This window comes from Rodentibacter myodis (genome assembly GCF_001999305.1).
GTDB classification, from domain to species: Bacteria; Pseudomonadota; Gammaproteobacteria; order Enterobacterales; family Pasteurellaceae; genus Rodentibacter; species Rodentibacter myodis.
In genome coordinates this window covers 1-14,793 of the sequence record NZ_MLHQ01000023.1, presented here as the reverse complement: position 1 = coordinate 14,793, position 14,793 = coordinate 1, and the positions used below count along the sequence as shown (strand labels likewise).

Sequence of the window (14,793 nt, the reverse complement as noted above, 5' to 3'; positions counted from 1 at the left end):
TCCTAAGTTTTGCTATGTTCAGAAATAAAAAACCGCCAAAAAATAGCAGTTTTTTTGAAAATAGCAAGGCTGAATTGTGGGATTATTTTTGTTCTTGCGTAATGAGGGATAGGCGGCTTAAATCTACGTCATTATGTAATAATTCCACATTCGGCATAATTTTATTGGCTTTGGCGGATAAATCTTTGAATCGCTCCACTTTACCCACTAAGCCTTGCTGCCCCACCAATGCGGTTACTGTGCTGTTATATTGATTGCTGACGGTAGAAAGGGTATTTCCCAGTTTATTCAAGCGTTCGGCAACCAAGCAAATTTGATTATAAATTTCTCCGGCTTTTTCGGCGATTTCTTTGGCTTCTGCATTACCCCGTTCTATACGCCATAGGTTGGCAACGGTTCGTAAAATCGGCATTAGGGTGGTGTGAGATACCATAATCACATTTTTCTCATAACCGTAATTGAACAAGGTTGGATCTAATTTCAGTGCTTCAATATATGCCGGTTCAACGGCAATAAACATCAAGACAAAATTGGGGCTACACATACCGATGAGGTTGCTGTAATCTTTTTTGTGAAGATCATCAATATGATTTTTAAGTGCTTTAATATGCGCTTTCATTAGGCGTTCCTGTTCAAAATCTTCCTCAGCATTGACCGCACTTTCATAATCCACCAAGGACATTTTGCTGTCGATAATAATGTTTTTGTTGTCAGGTAAATTCAATACAAAATCGGGATAATTTCGCCCGCCCAGCTCATCTTTGAAGTGTGCTTGTGCGCTGTAATGGACGTTTTCAATTAAGCCTGCGAGTTGAAGAGCGCGTTCCAGTTGCACTTCGCCCCAATTTCCTAGGGTTTTCTTTTCTCCCTTGAGTGCGGAAGTGAGATTGTTGGCTTCTTGCGACATATTTAGCCCGATTTCCAACACTTTTTTAATTTCGGCTTCTAAGCCCGCATTGCCTTTTAGGGATTCCGAGTGAATTTCATTCACCCGTTTTTGGAAGCCTTCAATTTGCTCACGGAAAGGTTTTAGCAAGGTTTCTAATGCCGTTTGATTGGTTTGATTAAAGGAACGGCTTTTTTCTTCTAAAATGCGATTGGCAAGATTTTGAAATTCAATACCAAGTTGTTGTTTTGATTGTTCGATATTTTGTTGTTGTTCGGCAAAATGCTTTTCTTTTTCCGCCAACGTGGTTTTTAATTCCGTGAGTTCTTGCGAAAGTGCGGTCAATTTTTCCGTTAAATTTTGCACTTCTTGTTCTTTGCGGAGTAAATGGGTTTGATTTTGTTGCAACTGGGTTTGTAGGCTTTCCGCCTGTGCCGAAGCAATGCCAAAGCGTTCTTTTAAGGCAGTGATTTGTGCGCCGATTTGATCGTTGCGAAGCTGTTCTTCATCTAATTCTTTGATGAGATAGGCGATTTTTTCATCACGCTCACCTAGACGAATTTGCAAGCCTTCACTTTCTGTTTGTGCCTTGACGGTTTGTTGTTCTAAGCGATTTTTTTGTTGAGCCAACACATCAAAACGGGCGGCAAGTTGATTAAAATCGTGGTTGGTTTTATTTAAGTCTTGTTGTAATTCCTGCACATCACGGATACGGCGTGCCAGTAGAAAACCGAGAATGATTAAAATAAAAAAGGATACGGCAAGGAGTGTAAGAAAAGGTATGTTCCAATCTGTCATAATAAACCTCAAATTTTTAATGGATTTTAGCATAAATGCATTTTAAAAAAGTGGGATTAAATAAAAGGAAATTGAGCATTAAAACGAAAAATCACTTGAATTTTCGTAATGCAACCGCCATATAGCGGGCAAGTTTTTTCTTTAAAAGGACAGAATAATGACAACGATTGTAAGTGTACGCCGTAATGGACAAGTGGTTGTAGGCGGTGATGGGCAGGTTTCTTTGGGAAACACGGTGATGAAAGGCAATGCGCGTAAAGTTCGCCGTTTATACAATGGTAAAGTCTTGGCGGGGTTTGCCGGTGGTACGGCAGATGCTTTCACCCTGTTTGAGCTTTTTGAACGTAAACTTGAAATGCACCAAGGACATTTGCTGAAAAGTGCGGTCGAATTGGCAAAAGATTGGCGCACGGATCGTGCGTTGCGTAAATTGGAAGCAATGCTCATTGTTGCCGATGAAAAAGAAAGTTTAATCATTACCGGTATCGGTGATGTGGTGCAACCGGAAGAAGATCAGATTCTTGCAATTGGTTCGGGTGGGAATTATGCCCTGTCGGCGGCACGTGCGTTGGTGGACAATACGGATCTTTCCGCCCGTGAAATTGTGGAAAAATCATTAAAGATTGCCGGTGATATTTGCGTGTTCACGAATACCAATTTCACCATTGAAACGTTACCGAATTAATTTTATCTATTCATTTTTTCATCCGTTAATAGACGGAATATCACAACCAAGGAATAAATTATGTCTGAAATGACTCCTCGCGAAATTGTCTCTGAATTAGATCAACATATTATTGGGCAAGCGGATGCCAAAAGAGCGGTGGCGATTGCATTAAGAAATCGTTGGCGTCGTATGCAGTTGCAAGAACCGTTGCGCCACGAAGTTACCCCTAAAAATATTTTAATGATTGGCCCAACCGGCGTGGGGAAAACGGAAATCGCCCGCCGCTTGGCAAAATTGGCGAATGCCCCGTTTATTAAAGTGGAAGCCACAAAATTTACCGAAGTGGGATATGTGGGGAAAGAAGTGGATTCTATTATTCGTGATTTAACGGATGGGGCAATGAAACTGGTTCGCCAACAAGAGATTGCGAAAAATCGAGCAAAAGCGGAAGATGCGGCAGAAGAGCGTATTCTTGATGCGTTATTACCACCGGCGAAGGATCAATGGGGACAAGTTGAAAACAGCGATAACAATAGCAGTACCCGTCAAGCCTTCCGTAAAAAATTGCGTGAAGGTCAATTAGATGATAAAGAAATCGAAATTGATGTTTCCGCTGGTATTTCTATGGGGGTGGAAATTATGGCACCGCCGGGAATGGAAGAAATGACCAGTCAGTTGCAATCGATGTTCCAAAATCTAGGTAGCGAGAAAACCAAAAAACGCAAAATGAAAATTAAGGATGCCTTAAAAGCCTTGATTGATGATGAAGCGGCAAAATTAATTAATCCGGAAGAACTGAAACAAAAAGCCATTGATGCGGTGGAGCAAAACGGCATTGTGTTTATTGATGAGATTGACAAAATTTGTAAAAAAGGCGAGTACAGTGGGGCAGATGTTTCACGCGAGGGGGTACAGCGGGATCTCTTGCCATTAGTGGAAGGTTCGACAGTAAGTACCAAACACGGTATGGTGAAAACCGATCATATTCTGTTTATTGCCTCCGGTGCCTTCCAAGTGGCACGCCCTTCGGATCTTATTCCTGAATTACAAGGTCGTTTGCCGATTCGTGTTGAGCTTTCGGCATTAAGTGCGGCTGATTTTGAACGTATTTTAACCGAGCCTCACGCTTCACTTACCGAGCAATATAAAGCCTTAATGGCAACAGAAGGGGTGAATATTGAATTTACCGAAGATGCCGTGAAGAAAATTGCCGAAGCGGCATTCCGTGTGAATGAAAAAACCGAAAATATTGGTGCGCGCCGTTTGCACACGGTGATGGAACGTTTAATGGATAAAATTTCATTCAATGCCAGTGATATGAACGGACAAACTGTGAAAATTGATGCAACTTATGTTGCAGATGCATTGGGTGAAGTGGTGGAAAATGAGGATTTAAGTCGTTTTATTCTTTAATTTTGTTGTGTTTTCTTATGGTATCTACGGGTCTTGTTATTTTCCCTTTGTGAATTTACTACATCATCGTGGAAAAACACTTCAAAATTTGACCGCACTTTGTTTCCCAAAGTGCGGTTTTGTTTTTATAGATCGTCAATCACCAGATAAATCTTGGCAACAGGCCCGTGTACCCCGATCACTTTGATAAGCTCAATATCTGCCGTAGAACTTGGCCCTGAGATGATATTGATACAAGAAGGCATACGTTCACCTTGTTGTGCTTTTTCGTGTAATACTTTTGCCACTTGTGCAACACGAGGAACAACTTGGCTTTTACGTAGCACAACGATAGATTTTTCAGGTAACAAACTGACTGAACGACCACGTTCCGGACTTGAAAACAAGACGATTCCACCGGTTTCCGCCAAGGCATAATCGGCATAAACAACACCAATATTGGCTTTTTCTGAAAAGTCGATATTTTCTTTTGCACTTTCCGGCGACCAAGTGTGGCAGTGGTATTTTGTCTCTAAGGCTTGTGGAATGCCTAAAGCGTTTAATCTTTCATCGGTGTTGAGGACAATATCCCCACCACCATATTTTTCACATAATGCCAAGAGAGTATTCGCCGCTTCTGCTTCGGTCGTAATATTGACATCCACCATCATTGCTTGTGCAGAACGAATAAATTCGTCAACACGTTCGGTTTGCGAGAGTTGTGTTAAACGCTCGGTTGGATAGGTATTGACCGGTGTTGACATTGCTTCCGGTTGGGTGCTACGGGTTTTTCCCATTTTAGCCGCCAACTTGTTCAGAAAGTTATCGCGATTTTGTGTATCCATTAGTTTTTACCTCTGTTATTAAACCATTGACGGAAACTTTCGCCTTCCGGTTGTGGAATGTCGCGGGCTTTCGTCCATTCTGCCAATGCCCCAACAGAAAAGGCCGGTTTGCCATTCTTAATGAGTTTGCCGGCAAATTTAGCCCCCATATTGACACCGACTTTCCATAAAGTCGGATGCGAATTGGCAAAAGTGAAACCAAAAATAGAAAGCTGTTCCATTGTTGGTGTTTTACCCAATTCAACCATTTTTTCTCTATGTTTTGAGATAAGTTGGGCTAATGGAATACGAACAGGACAGACGGAATTACAGGCATTACATAAGGAACAGGCGTAAGGTAATTCTTTAAATTCATCATAGCCGCCGAGTAATGGTGAAATAACCGCACCGATTGGGCCCGGATAAATAGAACCGTAACCGTGGCCACCAATTTGACGGTAAGCCGGGCAGGTATTTAAACACGCACCGCAACGAATACAGCGTAAAACTTCTTGGAACTCGGAGGCTAAAATATCGGAACGACCGTTATCGACAATCACTAAATGAAATTCTTCCGGACCATCGGTTTCACCTTCAAGACGAGGACCGGTTAACCAAGTGTTATAACCGGTTAATTTTGCGCCCACCGCACTGCGGGCAAGCATTGTGATTAATACATCCACTTCTTGGAAAGTCGGCGCAAGGCGTTCCATTCCCATTACGGCAATATGTGTTTTGGGAAGGGTGGTGGCTAAACGTAAATTTCCTTCGTTTGTTACTAAACAAACAGAGCCGGTTTCCGCTACGGCAAAGTTACAACCACTGATCCCAATATCGGCTTCTAAGAAATCCTGACGAATTTTTTCACGCACAAAACGTGTCATATCTTCCGGCGTTTCTTCACCTTGGTAACCGAGTTTTTCAGCAAGATCTTTGCGGATTTGATGACGATCTTTGTGAATGGCAGGTACTACAATGTGAGAGGGTTTATCTCCGGAAATTTGTAATAAATATTCGCCCAAATCCGTTTCAATCACCTGCATACCTTCTTTTTCTAAGGTTTCATTTAAGCCAATTTCTTCGGTAACCATTGATTTGGACTTCACGATTTTTTTCGCATTTTTTTCTAATGCCACTTGGCGAATATATTCACGGGCTTCTTCGGCGGTTTCGGCAAAATAAACTTTACCGCCATTTTTTTGCACGTTTTCGCTTAATTGATACAAATAGGCATCTAAATTGGCTAAAACGTGGTTACGAATTTGCTTGGAAAGATCACGCCATTCTTCCCAATGCCCTAATTCATCCACCATTTTTTGACGATTTGCACCGATGGTTTCTTGTGCTTTCACCACCGCTTTACGCATAATTTCATTATTCACTTCGTGATTAACACGATCTTTAAAGGCAAGTTGGCTGGTTTTTAATGACATTTTATTTCCCCTCTTGCATTAATACTTCGGCAATGTGCATTACTTTGATTTTGCTACCTTCACGTTGTAAGCGGCCGCCAATATTTAATAAACAGCTTACATCCGCCCCAATTAAATAATCGGGTTCGACTTCTTCAATGTGTTCAACTTTTTCTTTGACCATTTCACCGGAAATTTCTGCCATTTTCACCGAGAATGTTCCACCAAAACCACAGCAGGTTTGTTGGTTATGAATAGGCAATAATTCCAAACCTTTCACACCTTTTAAGAGTGCGATAGGTTCTTCTACAATGCCTAATTTACGGAAAAGACTACAAGAAGGGTGATAAACCGCTTTTCCCGGTAAGTATGCCCCCACATCGGTAACACCTAGGGTGTTGACGATAAAATCGGTGAGATCGTGAAAACGGTCAGCCACTTTTTGCGCACGGGCTGCCCATTCCGGTTCACCGGCGCGGGTAAAATATTCAGGATAATTTTTGATGGCATAGACACAAGAACCGGCAGGCGCAACGATAGGATAATCATTCACTTCAAAAGTTTGCACCAAGTTTTTCATTCCGGGAAGGGCTTGTTTGGTGTAACCACTGTTTAATGCAGGTTGACCACAGCAGCCTTGTTTTTCAAGAAAGGTCATTTTACAGCCGAGTTTTTCCAGTAATAAAACGGTGTTTTTTGCCACACCGCTTTTTACAATATCAGCAATACAGGTAACGTAAAAATTCACGTTCATATTTTATTACTCCAACAAAAGAGAAGTTATAACGACCGCACTTTATTGAAAAGTGCGGTCGTTTTTCCAAGTAAATTCTAAAGAGTATAGAAGAGTGGCACTAATAATAATGCAGAAACGGCTGCAATGATACCGTAGATTACCATTGGCACAATAGTTTTCTTAATAATTGGGCCTTCTTGGTTAGAAATATTTAATACCGAACTTACCGCCACGATATTGTTAATACATACCATATTCCCCATCGCACCACCTACGGATTGTAAGGCGAGAATGAGTACAACAGAAAGACCGGTGGTTTCGGCAGTGGAAAGTTGAACACTACCGAAAGTGAGGTTGGATACGGTGTTTGAACCGGAGAAGAATGAACCAATTGCACCAAGGAATGAGGAGAAAATCGTCCAGTTGCTGCCACTTACATCCGCAAATGTACGGCCGATAATTTTCACCATTGAATGATCACCGCCAACCAACATTAAATTTACCATAACAAGCGCACCGACTAAGGCGATGAATGGATTTTTGGTTTGTTTCAAACTTGAGGAGAAAATTTGTTTTACATTGGCACCGGATACTTTAAAGACAGGGATTGCAATGAGTACGGTGATAATAAATGGAATTAACGCAGGTACATATAATAATTTATAGCTGGAAGAGACTTGAGAGCCAAAAATATTTTTCAAGCTAAAAATCAAACCTTGACTGATTTCAAAGGTACCGAGTGAACCTAACACGGTTGAGAACCAGACGGTAGTATCATTCATCATTGCTTTGAATGGTAATTGTTGGATACGGGTGACGATTAAAAAAGCAATGAGTAAGCCGGTTGGAAATAAGGCTTTGATAATTTGAGAAGTAGTGACCGCTTGATTATCAAGGGTGTTTTCCACTTTTGCCAAACCGATATTGCGGTTCGCCGCCCACACAGAGATGAATAATCCAATAGCACCACCAATTAATGATGGGAATTCATTATTGACTTGTGCTAAGAGGAAATAAGGCACGACACAGGCGAAAACGCTGATGTAGATAAATAACAAATTTTTACGAATTTCTTGCCAGCTCACAACGATACTCAAGGCTAAAATAGGAATGATTAATGCCGCGACAGAGTGGATAAATGCGGTTACCGCGCCGATTTGTAATACCATATCCGCAGGTAAATTTAACGGGCCGAAACCAAACCAAGTTGGTGTACCCACCGCACCGAAAGAAACCGGTACTGAGTTCATCACCAAAGCAAGCATTGCTACTTTTAATGGATGAAAGCCTAATCCCACCAAAATTGGTGCGGCAATCGCAGCCGGTGTACCAAAACCACTTGCACCTTCAATCATAAAGGCGAATGCCCAACCGATAATCATTAATTGTGCCACCGGATTTGGGTTAATATTCCCCAACCATTTACGCATCACATCGGTTGCGCCGGACACTTCGCTAAAGCGGTTAAATAAAATAGCACCGAAAATCACGGTGATAGGGGTTTGTACGGCAACAATCGCCGAAACCACATTTGCGCTAATTGTGACGATGTCTGTATCAAAATGAAGAAGATGAACACCCATTACTAGGGTAGCGATCCAAGGAAGTGCAACATAAGAGGGTAACGCATTGCGTTTTACCATCAGATAAATTAATAAAATAATAGGGAAAATACTAAGTATAAAAGACAACATACGGTATCCTTAAGTTATGTTAAAAAAACGTGAATATATTAGTTTTTTTTATGTTAAGAGGATATACCCATTTTGAGAAATTGTGAGTATGATCACAAAAAAATACGCATTTCTTTACCGTTTTTAAACGTTATTTGAAATTTTAAAATTTTTTAACAAATTTTAATAAATTATTCGTATTTTTACCTCATTTGGTAATTGGAAAGAAAGGGGTTGGAAAGAATAAAAAGGCTGATTTAAAAAAACAAAATCAGCCTTTTTCATTTTTAATTGAATGTATCACATTGTTGAGGATTGCCGCTTTGCAAACCTTTTCTAAACCAAGTCAAACGCTGTGCGGATGTGCCGTGGGTGAAACTGTCGGGAACAACATAACCTTGCCCGCGTTTTTGCAAACGATCATCGCCGACTGCTTCTGCCGCATTAAAGGCTTTTTCTTCATCTCCCCGTTCAAATAAGCCACTTTTCACCGCTTGATTTGCCCATACTCCGGCAAAACAATCGGCTTGTAATTCCAGTTTTACGGAAAGTTGATTTGCCGTTTTGCGATCTGTGCTTTGTTGGGCGCGATGAACCTGCCCTAAAACGCCCAATAGATTTTGTACGTGATGTCCTACTTCGTGAGCAATCACATATGCAAAGGCAGAATCACCGGCGGCACCCAATTTATTTTTCATATCATTATAAAAAGATAAATCCAAATAGACTTTTTGATCATTCGGACAATAAAACGGCCCCATTGCCGATTGTCCTGTGCCGCAAGCGGTAGAAGTTGCACCGCTATAAAGCACCATTGTGGGTTCTTGGTATTGATAACCCATTTGTTTAAAATAATTTCCCCAAATGGTTTCGGTATCAGCCAAAACGACTTTTGATAAACCGGCAAGTTGTTGTTCTTCTTGCGTTTCTAAGCGTTGAGATGATTGTCCTGAAAAATCAGGCGTGCCAACCAAGCCCGATAAATCAACGCCGTAATAAGCACCGACCAACAAGACAATTAATCCCAAAATGCCACTGCCTTTGCCACCGCCAAAATGACCGCCTGAACCGCGTCTGTCTTCAATATTTGAGCTTTCTCTTCTACCTTGCCAACGCATATTTTTTCCTTTGTTTTGAGATGATAAAAAACGCACGCATTCTACCAAAGTGCGGTTGGCTTTGAAGATATTTTCATAAAAGATTTACAAGAATTTACACATTGATTGGTGGACATTCACACGGCTTTTCAGTATCGTAGCCGGCGAAATTCACAACCAAAAAGGAAGAAAAAATGGGTTTATTTGATTTTGTCGGTGATATTGGCAAAAAAATCTTTTCTAAAGAAGATGAGGCTTCACAAGCGGTGACACAACACATTGCGGAAGATAATCCGGGGGTAGAAAATCTTTCGGTTACCGTTGAAAATGGCGTGGCAAGTATTCAAGGTGTAGCGGCAACTGCTGCCGCTTTGGAAAAAGCCGTATTAATGGCAGGCAACATTCAAGGTATTACTTCCGTCACTACCGATGCAACCATTAGTAATGGTGAGAGTTTAGCCTCTGAAGACACTTTCTACGTTATCCAAAAAGGCGATACACTTTGGAAAATTGCGGAAAAAACCTATGGCAACGGCGCAAAATACACGGCGATTGTTGAGGCAAATAAAGAAGTGATCAAAGATGCCGATAAAATTTTCCCGGGACAAAAAATTCGTTTACCGAAAGGTTTATAAGTCTTCACCCAAAGTGCGGTCATTTTTAACCGCACTTTTTTTGTATCCGAAAACTTGTTGATAAATTCATCAAAATAAATCGCTTTTTGCTTGATTTTCAGACTTTTTTATCGACCGGTTGATTTTAATTCGCTATAATCCGCAAGTTTTTTTATCACTATTATTTTTAACAACGTGTTCGGTGTGAGTTTTACCGAGTGCAAAATTAATTGAGGTTACAAATGTCATTAAATATTGAAACAACCCAAGGTTTAGAGCGCCGTGTGGCAATCACCGTTCCGGCTGAAACTGTTGAGAAAGCAACACGCGAAGAATTTAAACGCGCAGCAAAAAATGTTCGTGTAGATGGTTTCCGTAAAGGTCACGTACCGGCACATATTATTGAACAACGCTTTGGTGCATCAATTCGTCAAGATGTATTAAACGATTTATTACCACGTCATTTCTTTGATGCCGTGATTGCAGAAAAAATCAATATTGCAGGTCGTCCGACTTTTGCTATTGAAACCTTTGAACAAGGTAAAGATTTGGTTTTCACTGCCACGTTTGAAGTTTATCCGGAAGTTCAATTACAAGGTTTAGAAAATATTAAAGTTGAAAAACCGACCGTTGAAATTACGGAAGCCGATGTTGATAAAATGGTCGATGTATTGCGTAAACAACAAGCCACTTGGGCAGAAAGTCAAGAAGCCGCCAAAGCGGATGATCGTGTAACAATCGATTTTGTTGGTTCTGTTGATGGTGAAGAATTTGACGGCGGTAAAGCATCGGACTTCGTATTATTAATGGGACAAGGTCGTATGATCCCGGGCTTTGAAGAAGGTATCGTTGGACACAAAGCCGGTGAACAATTTGATATTGATGTGACTTTCCCGGCTGAATATCACGCAGAAAACTTGAAAGGTAAAGCCGCTAAATTTGCGATTACCTTGAAGAAAGTTGAAAATATGGTATTGCCTGAATTAACCGATGAATTTGTAGCAAAATTTGGCCCAAATACAAAAAACGTTGCAGATTTACGTGCAGAAATCCGTAAAAATATGGAACGTGAATTGAAAAATGCCTTAGTGTCTCGTGTTAAACAACAAGTGATCAACGGCTTGATTGAACAAAATCCGGTTGATGTACCTTCTTCTGCCGTTGAAGAAGAAATTAATGTATTACGCAACCAAGCAGCACAACGTTTTGGCGGCAATGCACAACAAGCGGCGCAATTACCACGTGAATTATTTGAAGCGGATGCAAAACGCCGTGTTCAAGTGGGCTTATTGTTTGCCGAAGTGATCAAATCAAACGAATTGAAAGCCGATGAAGAACGTGCCAAAGCAATGATTGCCGATATTGCTTCCGCCTACGAACAACCGGCTGAAGTGATTGAGTATTACAGCAAAAATGAAGAATTGATGAATAACATTCGTAACGTCGTGTTAGAAGAACAAGCGGTTGATGCGGTTCTTGCCAAAGCACAAGTGACTGAAAAAGTATCATCATTTGATGAAGTAATGAATCCGCAGGCATAATCAATTTATCGCTGTGATGAATTAGAAAGCGCGGTCGCTATTTTAATAAAGGCGACCGCATTTTTATTTGCCGATATTTTTTCGGTAAAATACCCAACTGTTTTTATAAGTGATAGGTGAGAAAATGAGTTTAGTTCCTATGGTCGTAGAACAAACTTCGCGTGGCGAACGTTCTTACGATATTTATTCCCGTTTATTAAAAGAGCGTGTGATTTTTTTAACCGGACAGGTTGAAGACAATATGGCAAATCTGATCGTAGCACAGCTATTGTTTTTAGAATCGGAAGATCCAACCAAGGATATTAATATTTATATCAACTCACCGGGTGGCTCGGTGACCGCAGGAATGGCAATTTACGATACGATGCAATTTATTAAGCCTGATGTGCGTACTCTTTGTATCGGTCAAGCCTGTTCGATGGGGGCATTTTTATTAGCCGGCGGCACGGCAGGAAAACGAGCGGCATTGCCAAATTCTCGAGTGATGATCCATCAACCTTTGGGGGGATTCCGCGGTCAGGCATCAGATATTCAAATTCACGCACAAGAAATTTTGAAAATCAAGCATACATTAAACGAACGTTTGGCTTTCCACACCGGACAGAGCTTGGAACGTCTGGAACAAGATACGGATCGTGATAATTTTATGTCGGCGGAAGAAGCGAAGGCTTATGGCTTAGTGGATGAAGTGTTGATTCAACGTTAAGGATTTAAAATGACAACGGAAGATAAAGATTTACACTGTTCTTTTTGTGGTAAAGAAAAAAGCGAAGTGGATAAATTAATTGCCGGCACAGAGGGCTACATTTGTAATGAATGTATTGAACTGTGCCACACGATGTTGGAAGAAAGTAACGAAACCAACGATGAAGATGAGGGTGAAAGTGCGGTTAAAAAGGAAGAAAAATTGCCTACTCCGCACGAAATTCGCGCCCATTTGGACGATTATGTGATCGGTCAAGATTATGCCAAAAAAGTGCTTTCCGTAGCGGTGTATAACCACTATAAACGTTTGCGTACCGCACAGGAAAGTGGTGATGTGGAATTAGGCAAAAGTAATATTTTACTGATTGGCCCAACGGGAAGTGGTAAAACATTGTTGGCACAAACCTTGGCTCGCCGTTTAAATGTGCCTTTCGCAATGGCGGATGCAACAACCTTAACAGAAGCCGGTTATGTAGGGGAAGATGTAGAAAACGTATTGCAAAAATTGCTCCAAAACTGTGAATACGATACGGAAAAAGCAGAGCAAGGCATTATTTATATTGATGAGATTGATAAAATCAGCCGTAAATCCGAAGGGGCTTCTATCACTCGTGATGTTTCAGGCGAAGGGGTTCAACAGGCATTGTTGAAACTTATTGAAGGGACTGTCGCCTCCGTGCCACCGCAAGGGGGACGTAAACATCCTCAACAAGAAATGTTGAAAGTGGATACCTCAAAAATTCTCTTTATTTGTGGTGGAGCATTTGCCGGGTTGGACAAAATTATTGCAAAACGCACACAAATTGCGACAAGTATTGGTTTTGATGCCAAAGTGGAAAAAGATGAAGAGCAGGTTTTATCCGAATTATTCCGCCAAGTAGAACCGGATGATTTAATGAAATTTGGCTTGATTCCCGAATTTATCGGTCGCTTGCCAATGATCGCACCATTAAGTGAATTGGATGAAGAAGCGTTAATACAAATTCTCACTCAACCAAAAAATGCGCTGGTAAAACAATATCAGGCATTATTTGGTTTAGAAAATGTTGAACTGGAATTTACCCAAGAAGCCTTAAAGGCAATGGCGAAAAAAGCCCTTGAGCGTAAAACCGGTGCGCGTGGTTTACGTTCTATCGTAGAGGCGGTGTTGCTGGATACGATGTATGATCTTCCCTCTATTGAAAATCTCGAGAGAGTGGTGGTGGATGAAACGACAATCACTGAAAATGAAGCTCCGAAGTTGGTTTATCGTTCCTAGTGAATATCTGCTTTAGAAAGTGCGGTTGATTTTCTCCGTGTTTTAGGTTTCTATTTTTCGATAGGAAATTTAAAAAGAAAATGCTACAATCGCACGTTCTTAACTTTACTCCTATTTCCCCCTTTTTAAACGGATTCAATTATGGCAACTGAAATTGTTGATAAAAAGAAAAAAACAGAAGAGTCGGTAGAAGGTAAATCAAAAGGTTTAAATACGTTACTTTGGGTATTGGTTGCGGTTTTCTTCGCAGCCGCCGCTATTGGTAATGTATATTTCCAAAAAGCATTTTCCGCACCGGTTCGTGTCATTGCTATGGCGGTATTGCTTGTTTTAGCATTTATTTTGGCGGCAATCACCAATCAAGGTACGAAAGCACGTAATTTCTTTAAAGAAGCAAAAAATGAAGCGCGTAAAGTGGTGTGGCCAACCCGTGCCGAAACTCGCCAAACAACATTAATTGTCATTGCGGTGACGGTGATTTCCTCATTATTTTTCTGGGCGACAGATTCCATTATCGTGTCAATTATTAACTTCTTAACCGATTTGAGATTCTAAAATGACTGAAGAAGCAATCGTATCAAAAAAACGTTGGTATGTTTTACAAGCCTTTTCCGGTTTTGAAAGCCGTGTTGCATTAACTTTGCGTGAATATATTAAACAACACCAAATGGAAGACCAATTCGGTGAAGTGTTAGTCCCAAGTGAGGAAGTGGTTGAAAACGTTGCCGGCAAACGCCGTAAAAGTGAACGTAAATTCTTTCCGGGTTATGTCCTTGTTGAAATGGAAATGAACGATGATACTTGGCACTTAGTGAAAAGTGTACCACGTGTTATGGGATTCATTGGCGGCACACCGGATAAACCGGCACCGATTTCCAAACGCGAAGCAGATGCGATTTTGGATCGCTTAGAACAAACTGCTGATAAACCACGCCATCGTAACGAATATTCACCGGGTGAAGAAGTACGTGTTACTGAAGGCCCATTTGCTGACTTTAACGGCACAGTGGAAGAAGTGGATTATGAAAAAGGTCGCTTGAAAGTTTCCGTTTCTATCTTTGGTCGGGCAACACCGGTTGAACTTGAGTTTGGTCAGGTAGAAAAGGCACATTAGTATAAGTGTTAAAATAGCGATATTATGTAGTGTTTACATAAAGAGCGTTTGATCAAAACATAACAAAAGCCCTTAC

At 40.9% G+C, this 14,793-nt stretch carries 14 protein-coding genes; 8 read left to right on the top strand and 6 right to left on the bottom strand.

Features of this window, described 5'->3' with window-relative positions:
* Positions 1–82 precede the first annotated feature (82 nt).
* Complete coding sequence (locus BKL49_RS08765; protein WP_143530833.1) at positions 83–1,684, bottom strand: DNA recombination protein RmuC; 1,602 nt, start codon at positions 1,682–1,684, stop codon at positions 83–85.
* A 157-nt stretch (positions 1,685–1,841) separates the two neighbouring features.
* On the opposite strand from BKL49_RS08765, the gene hslV reads away from it, so the two are divergent.
* Together hslV and hslU are read left to right on the top strand one after the other, a co-directional pair.
* Positions 1,842–2,369, top strand: coding sequence for an ATP-dependent protease subunit HslV (hslV, locus tag BKL49_RS08760; protein WP_077424592.1), 528 nt, complete (start codon positions 1,842–1,844; stop codon positions 2,367–2,369).
* A gap of 60 nt (positions 2,370–2,429) precedes the next feature.
* A complete protein-coding gene (hslU, locus tag BKL49_RS08755) occupies positions 2,430–3,764 on the top strand; it encodes an HslU--HslV peptidase ATPase subunit (protein ID WP_077424590.1) in 1,335 nt (444 codons plus the stop codon).
* Between the two features lie 125 nt (positions 3,765–3,889).
* Here the strand turns inward: hslU and BKL49_RS08750 are convergent, their stop codons facing one another.
* The 5 genes from BKL49_RS08750 to ypfJ form a co-directional block, all read right to left on the bottom strand.
* Positions 3,890–4,588: a LutC/YkgG family protein gene (locus tag BKL49_RS08750; protein ID WP_077424588.1), complete on the bottom strand. Its 699-nt coding sequence runs from the start codon at positions 4,586–4,588 to the stop codon at positions 3,890–3,892.
* The gene (locus BKL49_RS08745) at positions 4,588–6,000 is read right to left on the bottom strand and encodes a LutB/LldF family L-lactate oxidation iron-sulfur protein (RefSeq protein WP_077424586.1); all 1,413 of its coding nucleotides are present in this window, start codon (positions 5,998–6,000) and stop codon (positions 4,588–4,590) included. The genes BKL49_RS08750 and BKL49_RS08745 overlap by 1 nt, the downstream gene beginning before the upstream one ends.
* 1 nt (position 6,001) lies before the next feature.
* Positions 6,002–6,733 (bottom strand): (Fe-S)-binding protein, encoded by a 732-nt coding sequence (locus tag BKL49_RS08740; protein ID WP_077424584.1) that lies wholly within the window; start codon positions 6,731–6,733, stop codon positions 6,002–6,004.
* Between the two features lie 77 nt (positions 6,734–6,810).
* Positions 6,811–8,409 (bottom strand): lactate permease LctP family transporter, encoded by a 1,599-nt coding sequence (locus tag BKL49_RS08735; RefSeq protein ID WP_077424582.1) that lies wholly within the window; start codon positions 8,407–8,409, stop codon positions 6,811–6,813.
* Positions 8,410–8,675: 266 nt separating this feature from the next.
* On the bottom strand, positions 8,676–9,506 hold the full coding sequence (gene ypfJ, locus BKL49_RS08730; RefSeq protein ID WP_077424580.1) for a KPN_02809 family neutral zinc metallopeptidase: 831 nt from the start codon (positions 9,504–9,506) through the stop codon (positions 8,676–8,678).
* A 173-nt stretch (positions 9,507–9,679) separates the two neighbouring features.
* On the opposite strand from ypfJ, the gene lysM reads away from it, so the two are divergent.
* From lysM to nusG, 6 genes are all read left to right on the top strand, one after another.
* The gene (gene lysM, locus BKL49_RS08725; protein WP_077424578.1) at positions 9,680–10,120 is read left to right on the top strand and encodes a peptidoglycan-binding protein LysM; all 441 of its coding nucleotides are present in this window, start codon (positions 9,680–9,682) and stop codon (positions 10,118–10,120) included.
* A 221-nt stretch (positions 10,121–10,341) separates the two neighbouring features.
* On the top strand, positions 10,342–11,640 hold the full coding sequence (gene tig, locus BKL49_RS08720; protein ID WP_077424576.1) for a trigger factor: 1,299 nt from the start codon (positions 10,342–10,344) through the stop codon (positions 11,638–11,640).
* A gap of 124 nt (positions 11,641–11,764) precedes the next feature.
* Positions 11,765–12,346, top strand: coding sequence for an ATP-dependent Clp endopeptidase proteolytic subunit ClpP (gene clpP, locus BKL49_RS08715; RefSeq protein WP_077424574.1), 582 nt, complete (start codon positions 11,765–11,767; stop codon positions 12,344–12,346).
* A 9-nt stretch (positions 12,347–12,355) separates the two neighbouring features.
* Positions 12,356–13,603, top strand: a complete 1,248-nt coding sequence (gene clpX, locus BKL49_RS08710; protein ID WP_077424572.1) for an ATP-dependent protease ATP-binding subunit ClpX — start codon at positions 12,356–12,358, stop codon at positions 13,601–13,603.
* Between the two features lie 141 nt (positions 13,604–13,744).
* Positions 13,745–14,158 carry a preprotein translocase subunit SecE gene (gene secE, locus BKL49_RS08705; RefSeq protein ID WP_077424570.1) on the top strand — a complete coding sequence of 138 codons (414 nt, stop codon included), beginning with the start codon at positions 13,745–13,747 and terminating at the stop codon, positions 14,156–14,158.
* Between the two features lies 1 nt (position 14,159).
* Entirely contained in the window at positions 14,160–14,717 is a 558-nt protein-coding gene (gene nusG / locus BKL49_RS08700) for a transcription termination/antitermination protein NusG (RefSeq protein WP_077424567.1), read from the top strand.
* Positions 14,718–14,793: the final 76 nt, after the last annotated feature.

Bases quoted from the DNA above. Each gene is read 5' to 3' on its own strand.
- BKL49_RS08765 (WP_143530833.1), bottom strand. From the start codon at position 1,684: ATGACAGATTGGAACATACCTTTTCTTACACTCCTTGCCGTATCCTTT.
- hslV (WP_077424592.1), top strand. From the start codon at position 1,842: ATGACAACGATTGTAAGTGTACGCCGTAATGGACAAGTGGTTGTAGGC.
- hslU (WP_077424590.1), top strand. From the start codon at position 2,430: ATGTCTGAAATGACTCCTCGCGAAATTGTCTCTGAATTAGATCAACAT.
- BKL49_RS08750 (WP_077424588.1), bottom strand. From the start codon at position 4,588: ATGGATACACAAAATCGCGATAACTTTCTGAACAAGTTGGCGGCTAAA.
- BKL49_RS08745 (WP_077424586.1), bottom strand. From the start codon at position 6,000: ATGTCATTAAAAACCAGCCAACTTGCCTTTAAAGATCGTGTTAATCAC.
- BKL49_RS08740 (WP_077424584.1), bottom strand. From the start codon at position 6,733: ATGAACGTGAATTTTTACGTTACCTGTATTGCTGATATTGTAAAAAGC.
- BKL49_RS08735 (WP_077424582.1), bottom strand. From the start codon at position 8,409: ATGTTGTCTTTTATACTTAGTATTTTCCCTATTATTTTATTAATTTAT.
- ypfJ (WP_077424580.1), bottom strand. From the start codon at position 9,506: ATGCGTTGGCAAGGTAGAAGAGAAAGCTCAAATATTGAAGACAGACGC.
- lysM (WP_077424578.1), top strand. From the start codon at position 9,680: ATGGGTTTATTTGATTTTGTCGGTGATATTGGCAAAAAAATCTTTTCT.
- tig (WP_077424576.1), top strand. From the start codon at position 10,342: ATGTCATTAAATATTGAAACAACCCAAGGTTTAGAGCGCCGTGTGGCA.
- clpP (WP_077424574.1), top strand. From the start codon at position 11,765: ATGAGTTTAGTTCCTATGGTCGTAGAACAAACTTCGCGTGGCGAACGT.
- clpX (WP_077424572.1), top strand. From the start codon at position 12,356: ATGACAACGGAAGATAAAGATTTACACTGTTCTTTTTGTGGTAAAGAA.
- secE (WP_077424570.1), top strand. From the start codon at position 13,745: ATGGCAACTGAAATTGTTGATAAAAAGAAAAAAACAGAAGAGTCGGTA.
- nusG (WP_077424567.1), top strand. From the start codon at position 14,160: ATGACTGAAGAAGCAATCGTATCAAAAAAACGTTGGTATGTTTTACAA.